This window comes from Streptomyces sp. NPDC059009, assembly GCF_042740175.1.
Lineage (GTDB): Bacteria > Actinomycetota > Actinomycetes > Streptomycetales > Streptomycetaceae > Streptomyces.
In genome coordinates this window covers 1-17136 of the sequence record NZ_JBHYJB010000025.1, presented here as the reverse complement: position 1 = coordinate 17136, position 17136 = coordinate 1, and the positions used below count along the sequence as shown (strand labels likewise).

The window sequence follows — 17136 nt, the reverse complement described above, 5'->3', positions numbered from 1 at the left end:
ACCCCTGCAGCCACCCGCACCAGCCGCACCAGCCGCACCCTGAGACGAGTCCCCCATGGCCCCCGCCCTCATCACCGCCCACATCCGCGCCGAACTCCCGCGCATGACCGGATCGTTGCGGAAGGTCGGCGAGGCGGTCCTCGCGGACCCCGACGCCGTGTGCCGTGCCTCGGCCGCCGACCTGGGCCGACGGGCGGGCACCTCCCAGGCGGCGGTCACCCGCTTCTGCCGCCTGCTCGGCCTCGACTCCTACCAGCAGCTGCTCCTCGAACTCGCCAAGGAGCAGGGCCGCAGCGACCGCGCGGACAGCCGCCCGCTGGGCCCGGACATCGGGCCCGACGACGACCTGGAGCACGTCATCGCCGTGGTCGCGGGCGCCGACCTGCAGGCGCTGCGCCGCACCGCCGACAGCCTGGACCGCACCGCCCTGGAGGGCGCCGCGCAGGCCCTCGCCAAGGCCCGCCGCATCGACATCTACGGCGTGGGCGGCTCCGGCATCCTCGCCCGCGAGGCGGAGGCCCACCTCTTCGGCATCGGCTGCGCCGCCCGCGGCTGGACCGAGGTGCACGCGGCCGAGACGTCCGCGGCGCTGCTCACGCCCGCCGACGCCGTCCTGGCCGTCTCCCACTCGGGCAGCACCCGCGAGGTCCTCGGCCCGCTGCGCCAGGCCGCCGCCCGGGGCGCCACCACGATCTCGCTGACCGGTGACGCCCGTTCACCCGTCGCGCGGGCCGCCGCGTTCCACCTCTCCTCCACGACGGCGGAGACCAGCTTCCGCCGCGGCAGCTTCGGCACCCGCCACTCGGCCCTGCTGATCCTGGACTGCCTGTACGCGCGCGTCGCCCAGCTCACGTACGAACGCGCGACGGCGTCCATCGCGCTGACGTCGCACATCACCCCGGACCACGCGGTGCGCACGCGCCGTTGAACGGTGTGCGCCGGCCACGGTGCGTCCCGCCGCAGTGCGTGCCTGCCGCCTCCCGCGACGACAGCACGCGCCCGTCAGGCGGCGCTCACCTGCAGGGACTCGATGTCGTCCCACCCATGAGCCACAAGCCGTTCCTGCAGGCCGAGTTCGCTGGTGGCGCGCACGCACAGGTGCTGGGGCGGGACCAGGCGTCGGGCGAGGACGACGAGGGTCTCCAGGATGGCGTTGGAGACGTACTCGACCCGCGTGAGATCAACGGTGATCTCGTCCGCGTTGCGGCTGTGTTCGGCCACGACGACGGCCAGCGGCGCCCTGTGAACGCCGATGACCTCGCCGTACAAGCGCACGCCGGCGGTGTCATGAAGGGGGGTGATCAGGAGGAGCTCGTCCATGAAGACGTCACGCATCAGGGGTCCTGAAAGCCGCGCACCACTGCCACATGCCGATAGAGGGGAGCCATTCACGCAGAGTCACAGCGGTGCCGATGAAGCGGGTGCACAGTCCCGCGAAGGTTGCCGCTGGCGTAGGGGCCCTCCTTGGGCCCGAGTGATCGCCGGAACCACATCGCCGCGCTGACGGCGGTACGTATCCCACGGACTGCTTCGCAGATTACTCCTGCATTTTCCAACCGGATAGTCCGTCACGGCGCGGCAACGCCGGGTTCTCCGGAGCGACTTGACTCCCTGCGAGCATCCGGGCACCCGTTGCCGCACAGACCACTGCGAGACGGGCGAGAGCCGCGCACGGTCAGCCGCTCTCGTGTCCGTGCCCTCCGGACACGCTCTAGCCCAGCGTGCGGGCCCGCTCGACGACCTCGGCCGGGGCCTTGGCCAACGAGCCGGTGTCGAAGGGAGGTTGCGGGTCGTACTCGGTGTAGAGCTGGATCGCCTGGGCTGTCACCTCGTCGGTGAGCAGGGCGGACAGCCGTACGGCCATGTCGATGCCGGAGGAGACCCCGGCCGAGGTGATCACCCGGTCCTGCCGGACGATCCGCTCCGGGGTGTAGACGGCACCGTACGACTCCAGTTGGGCGGCCGCGTCCCAGTGCGTGGTGGCCGTCAGGCCCTTCAGCAGGCCGGCCGCGCCGAGTACCAGGGAGCCGGTGCAGACCGAGGTGGTGAAGCGGGTGCCGGCATGGATCCGCCGCACCCATTCCAGGAAGTCGGTGTCGTCCACCATGGCCAGGAAGCTGCCGCCGCCCGGGATCAGCAGGACGTCGCACCGCTCCACATCGGCGTAGGCGGCCGGGACGTGCACCGGCAGGGACCCCAACACGTCCTGCACCAGGCCCGGTTCGGCCGTGACGAACCGCACGGTGGCCCCGGGCACGTACGCAAGGATCTCGTACGGCCCGATCGCGTCGAGCGGCTCGAAGCGGTCGAAGAGCGGGATCACTATGTCCATGTGCCGCAGGATAGCCGCGGACACGCTCGGGCGATTCGTTCCACGGCCCGAGCGCCTTCCTAGCGGTAGACCGTCGTGATCCGCTCTTCGCTGAGGTTTCCGGTGCCGTTTCGCTGGTAGGCGATGGTCCACGCGGCATGTGCGGTGCGCGGGTTCCCGAAGAGCTTTCCGTCGGGGCAGCTGTAGTTCATGCGCCCGGCGGAGTTGGTGAAGGTGCCGCCCGATACGAAGCGGCATCGCTGACCGTCGGCGAGGGCGATCGTCAGGTAGAACGTCTCGCCCTCCCCGGGGTCGGACGTGTTCCCGGCGGGCAATGGCCTCTCGTTGTGCAGGCCGATCATCCGGCGGCCGGAACCGTCCTGGTCGCACAGGAGCCAGGTGCCGTCCCCGGCCGAGAAGCAGGGGTCGAGAATCCCGCCGTCGGAGCTGCACCTCCAGGCGTCAGAACGGTCGAGGATCAAGGATCCCGTCCAACAGCTGCCGCTCTCCTGCCGGGTGACTCTGACGCCCGTCGCGGGTTTCGGGTCGTCGACGGTGTCCCAGGGTTCGAGGGTGACGATCCGGGTGGCGGCGGGCGTGTCCGGCACGTCTGGCGCCGGAGCGTCCCTGGCGGATCCCTTGCCGTACCCGGTACCGGTCGTGTCGGCGTCGTCGGCGTCGGTGGACGACGTCTGTTCGGCGTGGTCGTCGCGCCACTGCACGGCCTGGCCCGCCGCGAAGAGGCCCGCGAGTACCACGAGCACCGTGAGCGGCCGTCGCCATCGCCGCACTGCGGCCGACCGTCGTCCGCGCTCACCGGCCTGCCCGGTGGGCGCGGCGGGCGCGGTGTGCCCGGTGGGCTCGTCCGGGCTCCGGGGCCGGTCCGGCTCCAGTTGCCTCGTCCGCGGTGGTCCGGGCGGCACCTGTGGCGTCGGGCTGCCGGGCTGGTGCAGGGGCGTGGTCGAAGCCCAGGCGGCCGACAAGGTCGGTGGGATCGGCGGGGCCGGCGGAATCGGCGGGGCCGGTATCAAGCCGTCGATCATCTCCACCAGTTGGGCGGCTGACGGCCGTTCGGCGGGGTCCTTGGCCACGGCCGCCCACAGGGCTCCGCCGAGTCCTGGCGGCACACCGTCGAGGTCCGGGTCATCGTGCAGGATGCGATACGTCACCGCCTCGGCCGGGCCCGTGCCGAACGGCGGGCGCCCGGTCGCGGCACGCGCAACGGTCAGCGCCCACGCGAACACGTCCGAAGCCGGCCCCGGGATGCCCCGGACCTGCTCGGGCGCCATGTAGCCGGGAGTGCCGACCACCGCCCCGGTACGGGTCAGCACCGTGGCGTCGGCGAGCTGGGCGATCCCGAAATCTATGACCTTGATGCCGTCGGCCCCCATGAGCACGTTCGACGGTTTCAAGTCGCGGAACGCGGCATCGTCGGCGAACTACGGACGCATGACCTTCAAGGCCAACGGGCGGTCGTGCGCGGGGTGTTCGGCGAGGTGTCGGCTGGACACCGTACCGGCATGGAAGATCGCTGCATACGCCCCGCCGGCCGGGCGGGGACGGCCGGCTACGCCGACGGCGGGGGCAGGGCGACGGTGACGATCAGGCCGCCGTCTTCGGGAGGTCCGGGGGCGGCATGGAGGTGGCCGTTGTGTGCGGTCACGATGGAGCGGACGATCGACAGGCCGAGGCCGGCGCCGGTTCCCGTGCGGTCGCGTCCCGCACCCCGCCGGAAGGGTTCGAACAGGCCCGGAACGGTGTCTTCGGTGAGGACCGGCCCCGTGTTGGACACGGTGAGCGTGCCTCGGGGAGTCACGGACACCCGTACGACCGCGTCGTGTTCCCTGTTGTAGGCGAAGGCGTTCGCGAGGAGGTTCGCGGTGAGGCGGCTCAGCAGCGTCCGGTTTCCCAGGACGGGACAGGGGGCCGTGGACACCTCGAGCCGCGCTGTGGCCCCTTCGTCATACGCCGCGCATTCCTCCCGCACGATGTCAGCCAGGTCCATCGGCTCGAGCTCGTCGAGTCCGCGTTCACTGCGCGCGAGGACCAGGAGTCCTTCGATCAGTCGCTCGCTGTGCCGGTTCGACGCGAGCAACAGCTCCTTGGTGCGCTCCAGTTCCGCCGCCGGTGGCGTGGGCGGGCCCAGGCCCAGCTGGATCGCCGCTCGCTGAGTGGTCAGCGGTGTGCGCAGTTCGTGCGAGGCGTTCGCGATGAAGCGGCGTTGGCTGTCGAAGGCCCGCTCAAGGCGCTCGAGGAGTCCGTCCAGGGTGTCGCCGAGCTCTTTGAGTTCGTCATCCGGGCCTGCGGCGGCGATGCGCTCGTGCAGATTGCGTTCCGAGATCTGCTGGGCCCGCGCCGTCATCGCGTCGACCGGGCGCAGCACCCGGCCCGCCGTCCACCGGCCGACCGCGATCGCGACCGCCACCATCACGGCCAGGCCCAGCACCGACCACAGCAGCAGTTCCTTGGAGGCCGCCTGGCTGACCTCCAGGGAGACGACAGAGGCCACCGAGTCCGGCTGCGTGGTGGCGGCCGGGTCCGGGACCACGGTGATCTGATCGCCCGCGGCGATGTCCCGCGCGCGGGCCTTGATGCCGCGCCCGGCCAGGACGTTGATCCCGGTGAGCAGCACCGCCGCGAGGGCCAGGAAGAGAGCGCCGAAGATCAGCGCGATACGGGTGCGGACGGTCACAGCCGGTACCCCACGCCCTGCACGGTGTGGATGACGGGCGGTTCCCCGAGCGCGGCCCGCAGCTTGCTCATGGTGACCCGGACCGCGGTGGTGAAGGGGTCCGCGTGCGCGTCCCAGGCCCGCTCCAGAAGTTCCTCCGCGCTCACCACACCCCCGTCCGCCTGCAGCAGGATCCGCAGCACATCGAACTGCTTGACGGACAGCGCCAGTTGCCGCCCGTCGCGCGACACCGTCCGCCGCACCGTGTCCAGGCGGATGCCGGACCGCTCCATGACGGGCGGGGCGGCGGGCGCGCTGCGTCGCCCCAAGGCGCGTACCCGGGCGACGAGTTCGGGGAACTCGAAGGGCTTGGGCAGATAGTCGTCGGCGCCCAGGTCGAGGCCCGCCACCCGGTCCTCCGTCGTCGAGGCCGCCGTGAGCATCAGGATCCGGGTCCGGCCCCCGGAAGCCGCCAGCTCCCGGGCGACGTCGTCCCCGTGGACCAGGGGCAGGTCCCGGTCCAGGACCACGACGTCGTACGCGTACAGGCTCAGGTGGTCCTGCGCGGCGGCTCCGCTGTGGACCGTGTCCACCGCGCACCCGGCCCGGCGCAGGCCCGCGGCGATCAGCTCCGCCAGGTCCTCCGCGTCCTCGGCCACCAGCACCCGCACGGTCCGCTCTCCTCACCGTCGTACCCGCTCCGCCCGACCCGCAGCGGTCTCATTCGCTCTGTCCCTCGTCCCACTGTGTCCGCAGCCGTCGCCATCCGCGCTGCGAGTGCCCCCACCCTGCTGACCCGGCAGGGCGGCGGGGCCGCGATCCGAGGACCGGGCCCCGCCGTCCGCGGCGCTGTGTTTCCGCTACCGCCCGTGCCGCGTCGACAGGTCCTTGTCGCCGACGGTCACCGTGACCTTGCCGCCGGTCTCCTTGGCCACCTGCTCCGGGCTCACCCGCTTGCCGGTCTTCTGGTCCACCACCTGGACACCCGGCTTCTTCCCGTGGTGCCTCGCCTTCGACGACTTGTCCTTGTTGCCGACCGTCACCGTGACCTTTCCGCCGGTCTCCTTGGCCAGCTGCTCCGGGCTCACCTGCTTGCCCGTCTTCTGATTCACCACCCGGACGTTCGGGTGGTCGGCCTTGCCTTCAGGGGCGGCGTTTGCCGCGGCGGCGCCGAAGAGGGAGAGTCCCAGTGCCGCGATTCCGGTGCCTGCGAACGTCATCGCCTTGATCTTTCGCATGATGTGCATTCCTTCAGTCGGTGCGGACAGCCCGTGCGGTCCGCCGTAATTCATGTGTAGCGAGTGGCACGTTTCGCAGATGTTTCACCTGGCTATTCACCTCGCCGGTGGTGGCGGCCACTCGGCCCGAATCGCCGCCCGGCGCCTATGCGCCATCCACCCGCCTACGGAGGAGCGGAGAGCTCGAATATCCCCTCCGTTGCCGGGCTGAATAAGCCGCTCGGGAGGTGCTCGGGATCTGCTCGGGAGGAGCGCAGGGGAATTGAGAAGACCTATGCCGCCAACCGTTACATTGCTTAGCCATTACCTAAACGTTGCCTTCGTAACGTGGTGTCCACACCGCGCCGGACCTTCGACCTCCCCCGTCTCCGGCGTCTTCCCCCACGATTTGCGAGGTGTCCACTCATGACTACGTCCCGTCACTCCCGTCACGCCCGCCGCCGCAACCTGCGCACCGCGACGATCGCCGCGGGCGTTCTGGCCGGCATCACGCTGCCGGTCGGTGCCGCGTTCGCGGATGCGTCGGCCGTTCCCTCGCCGCCCACCTCGGTCTCTCAGCCGGGTATGGACGCCAATGCCAATGCCGATGCCAATGACGGTGGCGGTGGCGATGCCCATGTCGGTGGCGACTGGAAGCCGGACGGCGACAAGCCCACCGCCCCGCCCACCGCCCCGCCCACCGACGTCGACAACGGCGGAAAGCCCGACGACAACCGACGCAAGCCCGACGGCAATGGCGGTACGACGGATGTGGACAACGGCAACCGCCAGGAGATGAAGCGGGAGGCGGCCGGGTCGAAGCAACTGCCCGGCGGCTATGTCGCCCACTTGTACAAGCACGTCAATTCGGGTCCGACCACCGAAGACAAGGTCAAGGGCTGGGAGGCGGAGGTCCACCGGGTCAAGGGCGGCGGTCTCGCCACGACGCTGAAGGCGTTCGGCAACTCGGCTTCGGCGAAGGCGGACGGCTACACCTTCACCCTCACCGCTTCCGGCCAGGTCTCCTCCTGGAAGAACGAGACGTCCGGCGACAAGCCCGACAGGCCCGACAGGCCGCAGGACCAGGTGAAGACCAAGACCGTCAAGCTGAAGGACGGAGGCACCGCGAAGATCAACTGGATTCTCGGCACTCCGCGCGCCGAACTCCTCAGCTCCTCCGGCAAGTCCCAGGGCGCCCTGGAGCGTCCCGGCGCCACCAAGACGCTGGCCTCCGGCCTGAAGGTCACCCTCCAGCACGGCGGCGATCTGAAGCAGGAGTGGACCGGCACCAAGCCCAAGCCCAAGCCCGAGGAGCGCTACGTCAGCCTCTGGGACGGCGGCATGGCCAAGGTCTCCAAGAACAAGAACGGCGTCTGGAAGGCGTCCCTCCACGACCGCAAGGACACCTACTCCGTCACCATCGACGCGCGGTCCAAGCCCTCCGCCGTCCTCAAGTCCGGCCTGAAGGTGAGCATTTCCCAGGACGGCAAGATCGCGCAGCAGTGGACCAAGAACAAGCCCAAGCCCAAGCCCAAGCCGGACGGCGATCGGCACGACTACGACATCCGTACCGTCAAGCTCAAGGACGGCGGCAAGGCGGTCGTCTCCAAGGCACGCAACGGCGAGTACGGCGCCCAGCTCTTCGACAAGGGCGGCAACGTCGGCCCCAACCTGGACTCCAGTAAGCGCACGGTGACGCTGAAGTCCGGCCTGAAGGTCACTCTCACCAAGTCCGGCAAGATCCTCCAGGAGTGGACCGGCACCACCACCGGCACCACTGGCACCACCGGTACCGGCACTGGCACCGACACCGGCACGACCGGAGGCAAGGACCAGCAGATCCCCAAGGGCGGCGTGAAGGCGGGAGCCGAAGGCGCCGAGTCCGACGGCACCGCGCTCCTGGCCGCAGGCGGTGGCGCCGCGGCCGCGGCAGCCGCCGGCCTCGGGTTCACGATGCTGCGCCGCGGACGCCGACAGGGCGGACAGCACTGACGCACCGTCACCACGCGGTCGAGAGTTGATCGAGCGGGGCTGTCCGGAAGAGATCCTCCGGGCAGCCCCGCCCCTCTCGCGTGCTCGACGCCAAGTACGCGACAAGTACGCGACAAGTACGCAACAGGGGCTGAGAGCAGGGAATCCCATGACACCAGAACGCCCCATGCCGCCGCAGGCGCGCTCGCGACGCCGTTCCCGTGTGCTGCAAGGAGTCCTGGGCTGTGCCGGTGCTCTGCTCCTGGCCGGCTGTGGCGGGCAGCAGGGCCTGGCCAGTCTCGGTGCGCACGAGCAGGTGACCGCCCCCCGCGTGCTGTGGCCCGACCATCAGCCCCCGCCGCCGGGCGGGCAGCCGGGCCAACCGGTCCGTGTGCCCGGTGTCCCGGTCCCTCCGGGTGGCGATCTGCGCAAGGCCGATGCCCTGGCCGTGGTCAAGGCCGACTTCGCGGCGTCGGCGGGAAAGGTCACCGGGCGCGGCCGCGAGCAGGACCCGCGCGCCACCCGGGCGCTCGCGACCTGCGAAGGCAGCGCGTGCCCGGTGCGGGAGCCGATGTTCCACAACCTCACCGGATCCGGTCCGCCCGAACTCATCGTGGCCGTGGACATCGACGGGCGCCTCAGCGAGCTGCGTGTGTACACCGTCAAGGACGGTGCGGTCGTCCGCGTCCTCGCCCGCCGCGCGGTCGTCCTCGGCGTCGAGGTCGCCGCCGGGCACCTGACGGTGCGCGAGCCGAGCTCCAACCCCGATCAGGTCAGCGTCTCCGACTACGCCTGGAACGGTGCGGTGATGAGCCTGTGGGATCTCAGCCTCGACGACTGCGGCGACAGCAGATGTCAGGGCACATCCGCCACCACTCCCCCCGCACGGCCCGAGAGCGAGGATCGATGACCCGCGTCCGCGCCGCTCTGGCCCGGCTGCTCCCCGCCCGATGCCGCTCCTTGCGCTGGAAGATCGCCGCGACGGTGACCGCGGTGTCCTGCACGGCGGCGGCCGTGCTGGGTGTCACCGTCCACGACGTCGTCTCCCGGCACGCCGTCGGCGCTGTCCGGGCCGAAGCCGCCGCCTCACTGGGCCGCGCCCTGTCGGCCTACGCCTACGGCGGCTCCCTGAACAACAGTCGCGCCCTGCTCGACCCGGCCGAACTGCCGGCAGAGCTACGGGCGTTGGCGCTGCGAGGGGACCACGGCAGCATGCCGGGTACCTACCGTGGCGAAGACGTGATGTGGGCGGCGGCCCCCGCCGACGACCACGTCGTGGCCGCCCAGGTCCCCTACGACGACACCCTGCGCTATCTGGCGGCCATGGACACCGCCATCTTCGGCGCCGCCCTGCTGGCCGCCGGCGCGGTCACCTGCGCCGGCCTGCTCATCGCCCGCCGCATCAGCCGACGCCTCGACGCCACGGCCGCCGTCGCCCGCAGGATCTCCGAGGGCGACTTGGACGCACGCACCCGCGTGGCGCCGGAGCGCGACGGCGCACAGAGCGGTGACGAGGTGGCCGCGGTCGCCACGGCCCTGGACACCATGGCCTCCTCCCTGCGGGAGCGGCTGCTCACGGAACAGCGGTTCACCGCGGACGTGGCCCACGAACTGCGCACCCCGCTCACCGGCTGCCTCGCCGCGGCCGGCCTGCTGCCCGAGGGCCGCCCCAAAGAGATGATCAACGACCGGCTCCAGGCACTGCACCGACTGACCGAGGACCTCCTGGAGATCTCCCGGCTGGACAGCGGCGGCGAACAACCGGAACTGTCCTCGTGCCAACTGGGCCCCGCCGTCGCACAGTTCGTGCGCGCGACCGGCCTGGACACCACCGTGCGCGTGCACGCCGATGCCACGGTCCGGACCGACCGGCGCCGCCTGGAGCGCGTCCTGGCCAACCTGGTGGTCAACGCCCACCGCCACGGCCGTCCGCCCGTCGTCGTGACCGTGGACGGCCCGCACATCACCGTGCGCGACCACGGCCCCGGCTACCCCCGCGCCATCCTCGACCACGGCGCCCAGCGCTTCCTCACCGGCGCCCCGGACCGAGCGGGCGGCCACGGCCTGGGACTGACCATCGCCTCCGGACACGCCCACGTCCTCGGCCTCACTCTCACACTGCGCAACGCTCCCGACGGCGGCGCCATCGCCACGTTGCGGCTCCCCGCCGAAGTGGCGGGAGGCGAGGCGCCCACCACCGCGAGCGGCGCGCTCGGCCGGGCACACCCCCTTCGTTGCGGGAGTTGACACCTGCGGCCCTGTCCTACTTCCTGAGCCAGACGGACACCTGCTTGGTCCGCACGTCATAGGTCAGCGCACCGCCCTCGAAGCGCTGGCGGACCGCTTTGCCGCCCCAGATCCTCTGCTCGTCGGTGGTGGGATAGCCGAGGCGCCCGCGCTCCCAGCCGAGCTTGCCGTACTCACTGCGGAAGGCACCCCATACCGGGTGCGCGCCCGTCGTGCGCGACCAGTACAGGGAGCCGCCCTGGAAGTACTGGAGGGTGCCGCCCTTGAGTCTCCGCTCCGCTGCCTCGGGGCACTTCAGGCGGCCCTTGGCCCCGCGCAGGTCCCGCCACTTCTTGGCGAAGGCGCTCGTGACGGGATGGGCGCAGGACATCTCGAAGCGGGCGGTGAGGGAGTGCGCGGAGTTCATCAGGAGCGACATGTCCGGTGTCGTGTTCGCGTGCGGCTGTCCGTCCAAGTCCCAGCCGCTGAAGGCGTAGCCGGGCCTCGCCGCGGCCTTGACCACGACGCGGGTGCCCGTGCGGTAGGGGCCCCAGACGAGGGGGCGCACGGTGCCGCCGGCCTTCGGGGACGTGTCGAGGGTCAGCTCCTGGCGTGGGCGCGGCTTCTTGGGGGTGCGGTAGTCCTGGACGAGGTAGGCGGTCTGCCGCAGCACCCGGGTCTGGTCGTTGTTGCGGTCGCCGAGCGGCTGGCCGTGCCAGCGGTGGATGCGATTGGCGTAGTAGTACGCGATGGGGCAGGTCTTGTTGCCCTGCTCGCAGTTCCACTCGTAGGCCATGATCGTGGCCCACTTCTGGTCCGGGGTGATCCAGCCCGGGTTGTACGGGTACTTGGTGCTCGGCGACCCGGAGCCTGCCTGGTCGTGCTTCAGCGTCCAACGGTCGTGGGCGAGCGCGAGGTTGTGGCCCACCTCGTGGCTGAACGTCTGCAGGAAGATGGAGTCGTAGCTGATCACGGCGTTCGCGGAATCGTCGGCCGTGGCCTGGCCCGGGGCGTCGGAACCGTTGCTGATGCCGCTGTTGCCCGTGTGCCCCGTGACGAGGACGGCCAGGTCGGCAGCCTGCCGGTCACGTTCCTCGGCGACCTGGGCGCCGAGGTGCTTGTCCTTCGGGTTCTCGAGCAGATTGAGCATGGCGCCGTCGTCCAACTCGACGTCCTGTTGGGCCCCCTTGGGCTTCTTGGCGTCGACGGGGACCTTCCAGCCCTTGAAGGACTTGACCTCCAGCGTGTCCACGACGTCGACCCGCGCCTTGACCTCACTGTCCGACAGGGCCCGGTTCATGCGTGTCTCGGCGGTACGGGCGGAGGCGGCCACGGATCTGAACTGCTTGTCGCCACGGGCCATCGCGGCGGCCTTCGGGGTGTAGACGAGCAGGACGTCGACCACGGCGGGCTTGGAGCGGTCGGGTTTCGTCCTGCCGCGCGGTCCCGGTGTCGCGCCGTCGACGTCCGATGGCCGGCCGGGGTCGGTGCCGTCCTCGGCGGGCCGGCCGGGGTCGGTGTCGTCACTCGTGCGGCGCGGCAGCTTCGCGAGGTCCCACTGCTCGAAGCGGGCCGTGCCGGGGTGGCCGGGATCGGGCTCGACGTGGAAGTAGCCGCGCGGCCCCAAGTCCGCGTATCCCTCAAGGTAGATGGGCCCCTTGCCGTCGCAGGCATGGGTCACCTGTACGTGCACCGAGTGCTCGGGGGCGTCCGCCTCATGACCGTCCCAGACGATGGTGCCCTGCTGGTCGTCGTCGGACTGGTCCTCCACCACACGCGCCTGCACCTCGTAGGGGAAGACGCTGAGGGTCGTGGCCGCGGGCGGCCCCGCGTCGGGCCGGTCGCACAGGTAGGAGAAGTGCTCGCGGCGCAGCTCGACCGTGGTCGAACGCACCACCCACGGATCCCCCGGGTCCGCCGCGGGCCGGGCGGACGCGGGCACGGCCGAGCCAGTGGTCAGAAGCAGGACGGTCATCACGGAGCCTGCCGTCAAGGACAAGCGACGCATCAGGGCGGCCTCTCTTCGGGGAGTACGGAGCTTGGGAGCTCGGAACGGTGAGCGGGGAGAGTGCGCCGGGAGGGTGGCGATCTCTCTCCACCAGGGACCACCCGCTCACCGCGCCCCACCCGACGGGCGCGCCCGCACGCCCGCGAGGTTCACCCAGGTGCAAGAGGCACGGGCCGCCAATGGCCCACGTCGGGACAGGCCCGGCGACGGCTTCTACCAGCACCAGCACGAGGCACCCGGCACCTGCGCCGACCCGTCAGCGATCCGCCTGCACGTCGCCGATCGTGGACGACGACGTGATGGGGTCCCGATGCGCGAAGTCGCCCGGCGGGATGCCCGGGTGGTGGCCGTCCCTGGGGGGCGGGACCGTGGCGCCGTCCGGGGAGGCGCCCAGGGTCAGGCGGGAGACGATGCGGTAGCGGTCGCCGCGGTAGATCGAGTGGCAGTACTCCACCGGGCGGCCCTCGGTGTCCGTGGTGAGGCGTTCGAAGAGGAGGGCGGGGGACAGTTCGGGCACGTCGAGCGGTTCGGCCTCGGCCCGGGTGACGACGGTCGGTTCGATGGCCTGGACCGCCTCGTGGACCCGTACGCCGTGGTGTTCGCGCAGGTGCTCGTACAGATCGCCGCTCTCCAGCTCCTCGGCGGACAGCTCGGGCACCAGCGTCGCCGGGATGTGCAGATGCTCGATGGCCATGGGCGCCCCGTCGACGAGGCGCAGCCGCGCGATGTAGACGATCTCCGCGGCGGGCGAGACGCGCAGCTTTCGGCCGACGCGGGCCCCGGCCGGGACGGTGGTGAACTCCAGGAGGCGGCTCGACCAGGTGCCGCCCGCCAGGGGCGCCGTGAGCGTCTCCCGGCCGGAGACCAGCTCCTGGGTGATCTTCGCCGGGGCGACGAACATGCCCCGGCCGTGTTCGCGGATCAGCACCCCGGACGCGACCAGTTCGTCGACCGCGGCGCGCAACGTCGGCCGGGAGACGCCCAGTTCGGCGCAGAGGGTGCGCTCGGAGGGGATCGGGTCGCCGGGGCTGCGTGACTCGACGAGCTCCAGTATGACGTCGCGGACCCGCTCCCGCTTCAGAACCGCCCCGGGCGCCTGAGTGTCCATGTACCGGCCTTCCTTCCCCGAACCCCGAATCCCCGTATCCACGAATCTCCACGAATCGCTGCCTGACCAGTCTGCCATGAGGTGGCACCAAGAGGCCGCTGGTCAAGCATAGTTGTGCCACTGGTCAGCCCTGGCCGAGCACCGGAACCCCGTAACTCCCGCTGTTGCACAGGGACTTGACGGTCCCACTGGTCCATGCCACTTTCTTCCACCACCAACAGATTAGGTAACCAGTTGGTGCCTACTGGTCAGGTAGGTGGGTCTCTTCTCACAGAGGTGAACTGTGAAGTTCCGCTTGCTCGCCGGTGTTTCCGCGCTCGCCCTGACAGCCGGGCTCGGCGCCTGTGGCTCCTCGGACGGCTCCGGGGGGTCGAAGGGCGGCCGTACCACGATCGATGTGTGGCTGATGCGCGACAGCGTGTCGGCGTCGTTCCAGAAGGAGTTCGTGAAGGGCTTCGAGAAGGCCCACCCGGACATCAGGGCGAAGGTCCAGATCCAGGAGTGGGACGGCATCGGGCAGAAGGTCACGGCCGCCCTCGCCAGCAAGGACGCGCCCGACGTCATCGAGGTCGGCAACACCCAGGTCGCCCAGTTCGCACAGAGCGGCGGCGTCGCCGACCTCAGCGACAAGGTGGCTGAGCTCGACGGCAAGGACTGGCTCAAGGGGCTGGCCGAGCCGGGGGCCTACGAGGGCAAGCAGTACGGGGTCCCCTACTACGCGGCGAACCGCGTGGTCATCTACCGCACCGACCTGTTCGAGAAAGCCGGGGTCGACGCGAAAGCCATCAAGACCCGCAAGCAGTGGATCACCGCCACCGAGAAGCTCAACGAGGGCGGCAGCGACGGGGTCCAGGGCATCTATCTGCCCGGGCAGCTGTGGTATGCCCTGGCCGGGTTCATCTGGGACGAGGGCGGCGACCTCGCCACCGAGTCGGGCGGCCGGTGGAAGGGCACCCTGGACACCCCCGAGGCGCTCCGCGGCATGGAGTTCTACAAGGAGCTCCAGGCGCTGGGCAAGGGACCCAAGGACTCCGACGAGGACGACCCGCCACAGGCCGACGTCATGGCCAAGGGCAACGTCGCCCAGGTCATCGCCACGCCCGGCGGCGCCGAAGTGATCACCGAGGCGAACCCGGACCTCGAGGGAAAGCTCGGCTTCTTCCCGATCCCCGGCAAGGCCGGCGCGAAGCCGGGGGCGGTCTTCACCGGTGGCTCCGACCTGATCATCCCCGCGGCCTCCGGCAAGCAGGACGCCGCGCTCACCTTCATCAAGGAGCTCACCGGCGACACCTGGCAGAAGAAGCTGGCGGCCGCGATGAGCTACGTGCCCAACCGGACGACCCTGGCCGGCGCCGTCTCCGGCGACCCGGGCGCCTCGGCGATGGCGGTGGGCGCCGCCAAGAACAGCCACGCCACCCCGAACACACCGGGCTGGGCCGCCGTCGAGGCGGAGAACCCGATCAAGGACTACATGACGGCGGTCATCACGGGCGGCGATGCCAGGAGTGAGGCGGCCAAGGCGTCCGCGGCCGTCACCCGGGCCATGAAGAGCGGTTCCTGAACCACCGTCACCCCGTGGAGAGGAGGACCACCATGCCGGTCGCCCGGGAACCCATGGAGAGGAGAACCACCGTGCCGGCCACCCGGGAACGGACCGCACCCCGGAAGATCCCCGTCCCGCCGACGGCGGGGCCGCTCGCCAAGAGCCGCCGCCGGCCCCGTCCACCCCGCCCGCCCCTTCGACGGCGCGACAGCCTCTGGCCGTACGCCCTCATCGCCCCCGCGGTCCTCGGCACCCTGTATCTGCTCCTCTATCCGCTGATCCGCGCCGTGGTCATCTCCCTCCAGGACTTCGGTCTGCGCCAACTCATCCTGGGCGACGCAGAGTTCGTCGGGCTCGACAACTACCGGACCCTGCTCGGCGACCCCCGCTTCTGGGAGACCGTGCGGCGCACGTTCCTCTTCATGGGCGTCAACGTCGTTCTGATCATGGTGATCTCGACGCTGGTCGCGCTGATGACCGAGCGGCTCGGCCGGTTCGGGCGGACCGTCGTGCTCAGCGCGCTGGTGCTCGCCTGGGCGATGCCGGTGGTCGCGGCCACGACCGTCTTCCAGTGGCTGTTCCACTCCGAATTCGGCATCGTCAACTGGGCGTTGAAGGGGCTCGGATTCTCCTCCTTCGACCGCTACCCCTGGTTCGCCCACGGGACGGCGTCGTTCGCCATCCTCGTGCTGCTCATCGTCTGGCAGTCCGTGCCGTTCGCCGCGATCACCCTCTACTCGGCACTCAGCACCGTCCCGGCCGAGCTGTACGAGTCGGCACGGCTCGACGGCGCCGGGGCCCGGCGGATCTTCCGCTCCGTCACCTTCCCGATGATCCGGCCGATCTTCATGCTGGTCGTCTCGCTCGAAGTGATCTGGACCTTCAAGGCGTTCGTGCAGATCTGGGTGCTGACCCGCGGCGGCCCCGGCGACGCCACCACGATCCTGCCGGTGTACGCCGTGCAGTCCGCGCTCTCCGCCCAGCACTACGACCTCGGCGCGGCCGCGTCGATGGTGACCGTGGTGCTGATGTCCGGGGTCCTGGTCGCGTACTTCCGTCAGATGCTGCGTCAGGAGGCCGAGCAGTGACTGTTCTGTCAGGGGACCGTGCGGTGCCCCGCTCCCGGACTCGCCGGATGCGTGGCATGCATCGGACACGTCGCATGCATCGGATACGCCGGTTGCCGCTCAACGCGGCCGCCACACTCACCGTCCTGATCTGCCTCTTCCCCGTGTACTGGATGATCGCCACGGCCTTCAAGCCGACCAGGGACATCCAGTCGGCCAACCCTCGACTCATCCCGCACACCTGGACGTTGGCCCACTTCCGCGCGGCCGTCGACGCAGACGGATTCGCGCTCTTCTGGCGCAACAGCATCCTGGTGACCGGGAGCGCGGTGCTGCTCGCCCTGGTCGTCGCGCTCGGGGCCGCGTTCGCCGTGGCCCGGATGCGGTGGCGCGGGCGGCGGCAGTTCATGCTGATGGTCTTCATCGCGCAGATGGCGCCCTGGGAGTCGCTGATCATCCCGATCTACATCATCTCCCGCGACACCGGCATGCTCGACCGGCTGCCCACCCTCACCCTCGTGTACTTCATGATCACGCTGCCGTTCACCATCGTGGTCCTGCGCGGCTTCATCGCCACCATCCCGCCCGAGCTGGAGGAGTCGGCGCAGGTCGACGGCTGCACCCGGACCGGCGCCTTCCGCCGCATCGCCTTCCCGCTGCTCGCGCCGGGCCTGATGGCGACCTCGCTGTTCGGCTACATCACAGCCTGGAACGAGTTCGCCTACGCCAACTTCCTGATCATCAAGCAGCAGGACAGCCGCACGCTCCCGGTCTGGCTCTCCTCCTTCCAGAACACGTTCGGCACGGACTGGGGCGCCACCATGGCCGCCTCCACCCTCTTCGCGCTCCCCGCCCTCGCCATCTTTCTGCTGCTGCAGCGCCATGTGACGTCGGGGCTGGCGGCGGGCGCCGTCAAGGGCTAGGTCGTGTCCGCAAAGTCATGGCAGCCAGAGTCGCAGGCAGGCGAGGGTGACCATGGCTTGGTAGTGGGTGGCTCGTTTGTCGAAGCGGGTG

General features: G+C 70.5%; 15 protein-coding genes. 7 read left to right on the top strand and 8 right to left on the bottom strand.

What is annotated here, in order from left to right:
- Positions 1–55: 55 nt before the first annotated feature.
- Complete coding sequence (locus ACFWYM_RS24065) at positions 56–928, top strand: MurR/RpiR family transcriptional regulator (RefSeq protein WP_384840783.1); 873 nt, start codon at positions 56–58, stop codon at positions 926–928.
- Positions 929–1002: 74 nt separating this feature from the next.
- On the opposite strand, the gene ACFWYM_RS24060 is transcribed toward ACFWYM_RS24065, so the two are convergent.
- From ACFWYM_RS24060 to ACFWYM_RS24035, 6 genes are all read right to left on the bottom strand, one after another.
- The gene (locus tag ACFWYM_RS24060; RefSeq protein ID WP_384840780.1) at positions 1003–1335 is read right to left on the bottom strand and encodes a hypothetical protein; all 333 of its coding nucleotides are present in this window, start codon (positions 1333–1335) and stop codon (positions 1003–1005) included.
- Positions 1336–1711: 376 nt separating this feature from the next.
- Positions 1712–2332, bottom strand: a complete 621-nt coding sequence (locus ACFWYM_RS24055; RefSeq protein WP_384840777.1) for a DJ-1/PfpI family protein — start codon at positions 2330–2332, stop codon at positions 1712–1714.
- Positions 2333–2391: 59 nt separating this feature from the next.
- The gene (locus ACFWYM_RS24050) at positions 2392–3723 is read right to left on the bottom strand and encodes a serine/threonine protein kinase (RefSeq protein WP_384840775.1); all 1332 of its coding nucleotides are present in this window, start codon (positions 3721–3723) and stop codon (positions 2392–2394) included.
- A gap of 155 nt (positions 3724–3878) precedes the next feature.
- Positions 3879–5003, bottom strand: a complete 1125-nt coding sequence (locus tag ACFWYM_RS24045; RefSeq protein WP_384840772.1) for a sensor histidine kinase — start codon at positions 5001–5003, stop codon at positions 3879–3881.
- The gene (locus tag ACFWYM_RS24040) at positions 5000–5653 is read right to left on the bottom strand and encodes a response regulator transcription factor (RefSeq protein WP_384840770.1); all 654 of its coding nucleotides are present in this window, start codon (positions 5651–5653) and stop codon (positions 5000–5002) included. Before ACFWYM_RS24040 ends, ACFWYM_RS24045 begins: the two co-directional genes overlap by 4 nt.
- 189 nt (positions 5654–5842) lie before the next feature.
- A complete protein-coding gene (locus ACFWYM_RS24035) occupies positions 5843–6220 on the bottom strand; it encodes a hypothetical protein (protein WP_384840767.1) in 378 nt (125 codons plus the stop codon).
- Positions 6221–6625: 405 nt separating this feature from the next.
- Here ACFWYM_RS24035 and ACFWYM_RS24030 point away from each other — a divergent pair, with 405 nt between their 5' ends.
- From ACFWYM_RS24030 to ACFWYM_RS24020, 3 genes are all read left to right on the top strand, one after another.
- Positions 6626–8191 carry a hypothetical protein gene (locus ACFWYM_RS24030; RefSeq protein WP_384840764.1) on the top strand — a complete coding sequence of 522 codons (1566 nt, stop codon included), beginning with the start codon at positions 6626–6628 and terminating at the stop codon, positions 8189–8191.
- 148 nt (positions 8192–8339) lie between these two features.
- Positions 8340–9080, top strand: a complete 741-nt coding sequence (locus ACFWYM_RS24025) for a hypothetical protein (protein ID WP_384840761.1) — start codon at positions 8340–8342, stop codon at positions 9078–9080.
- Positions 9077–10417 (top strand): ATP-binding protein, encoded by a 1341-nt coding sequence (locus ACFWYM_RS24020; protein ID WP_384840757.1) that lies wholly within the window; start codon positions 9077–9079, stop codon positions 10415–10417. The genes ACFWYM_RS24025 and ACFWYM_RS24020 overlap by 4 nt, the downstream gene beginning before the upstream one ends.
- A 16-nt stretch (positions 10418–10433) precedes the next feature.
- Here the strand turns inward: ACFWYM_RS24020 and ACFWYM_RS24015 are convergent, their stop codons facing one another.
- Positions 10434–12371, bottom strand: a complete 1938-nt coding sequence (locus ACFWYM_RS24015) for a M12 family metallo-peptidase (protein WP_384840754.1) — start codon at positions 12369–12371, stop codon at positions 10434–10436.
- Between the two features lie 289 nt (positions 12372–12660).
- Positions 12661–13512: a GntR family transcriptional regulator gene (locus ACFWYM_RS24010; RefSeq protein WP_384840751.1), complete on the bottom strand. Its 852-nt coding sequence runs from the start codon at positions 13510–13512 to the stop codon at positions 12661–12663.
- 283 nt (positions 13513–13795) lie between these two features.
- Between ACFWYM_RS24010 and ACFWYM_RS24005 the strand changes: the two genes are divergently transcribed.
- The 3 genes from ACFWYM_RS24005 to ACFWYM_RS23995 all read left to right on the top strand — a co-directional run bounded on the left by ACFWYM_RS24005 (position 13796) and on the right by ACFWYM_RS23995 (position 17045).
- Positions 13796–15073, top strand: coding sequence for an extracellular solute-binding protein (locus ACFWYM_RS24005; RefSeq protein ID WP_384840748.1), 1278 nt, complete (start codon positions 13796–13798; stop codon positions 15071–15073).
- A 71-nt stretch (positions 15074–15144) separates the two neighbouring features.
- Complete coding sequence (locus tag ACFWYM_RS24000) at positions 15145–16143, top strand: carbohydrate ABC transporter permease (RefSeq protein ID WP_384840745.1); 999 nt, start codon at positions 15145–15147, stop codon at positions 16141–16143.
- Between the two features lie 56 nt (positions 16144–16199).
- Complete coding sequence (locus ACFWYM_RS23995) at positions 16200–17045, top strand: carbohydrate ABC transporter permease (RefSeq protein ID WP_384840742.1); 846 nt, start codon at positions 16200–16202, stop codon at positions 17043–17045.
- The last annotated feature ends 91 nt before the right edge of the window (positions 17046–17136 follow it).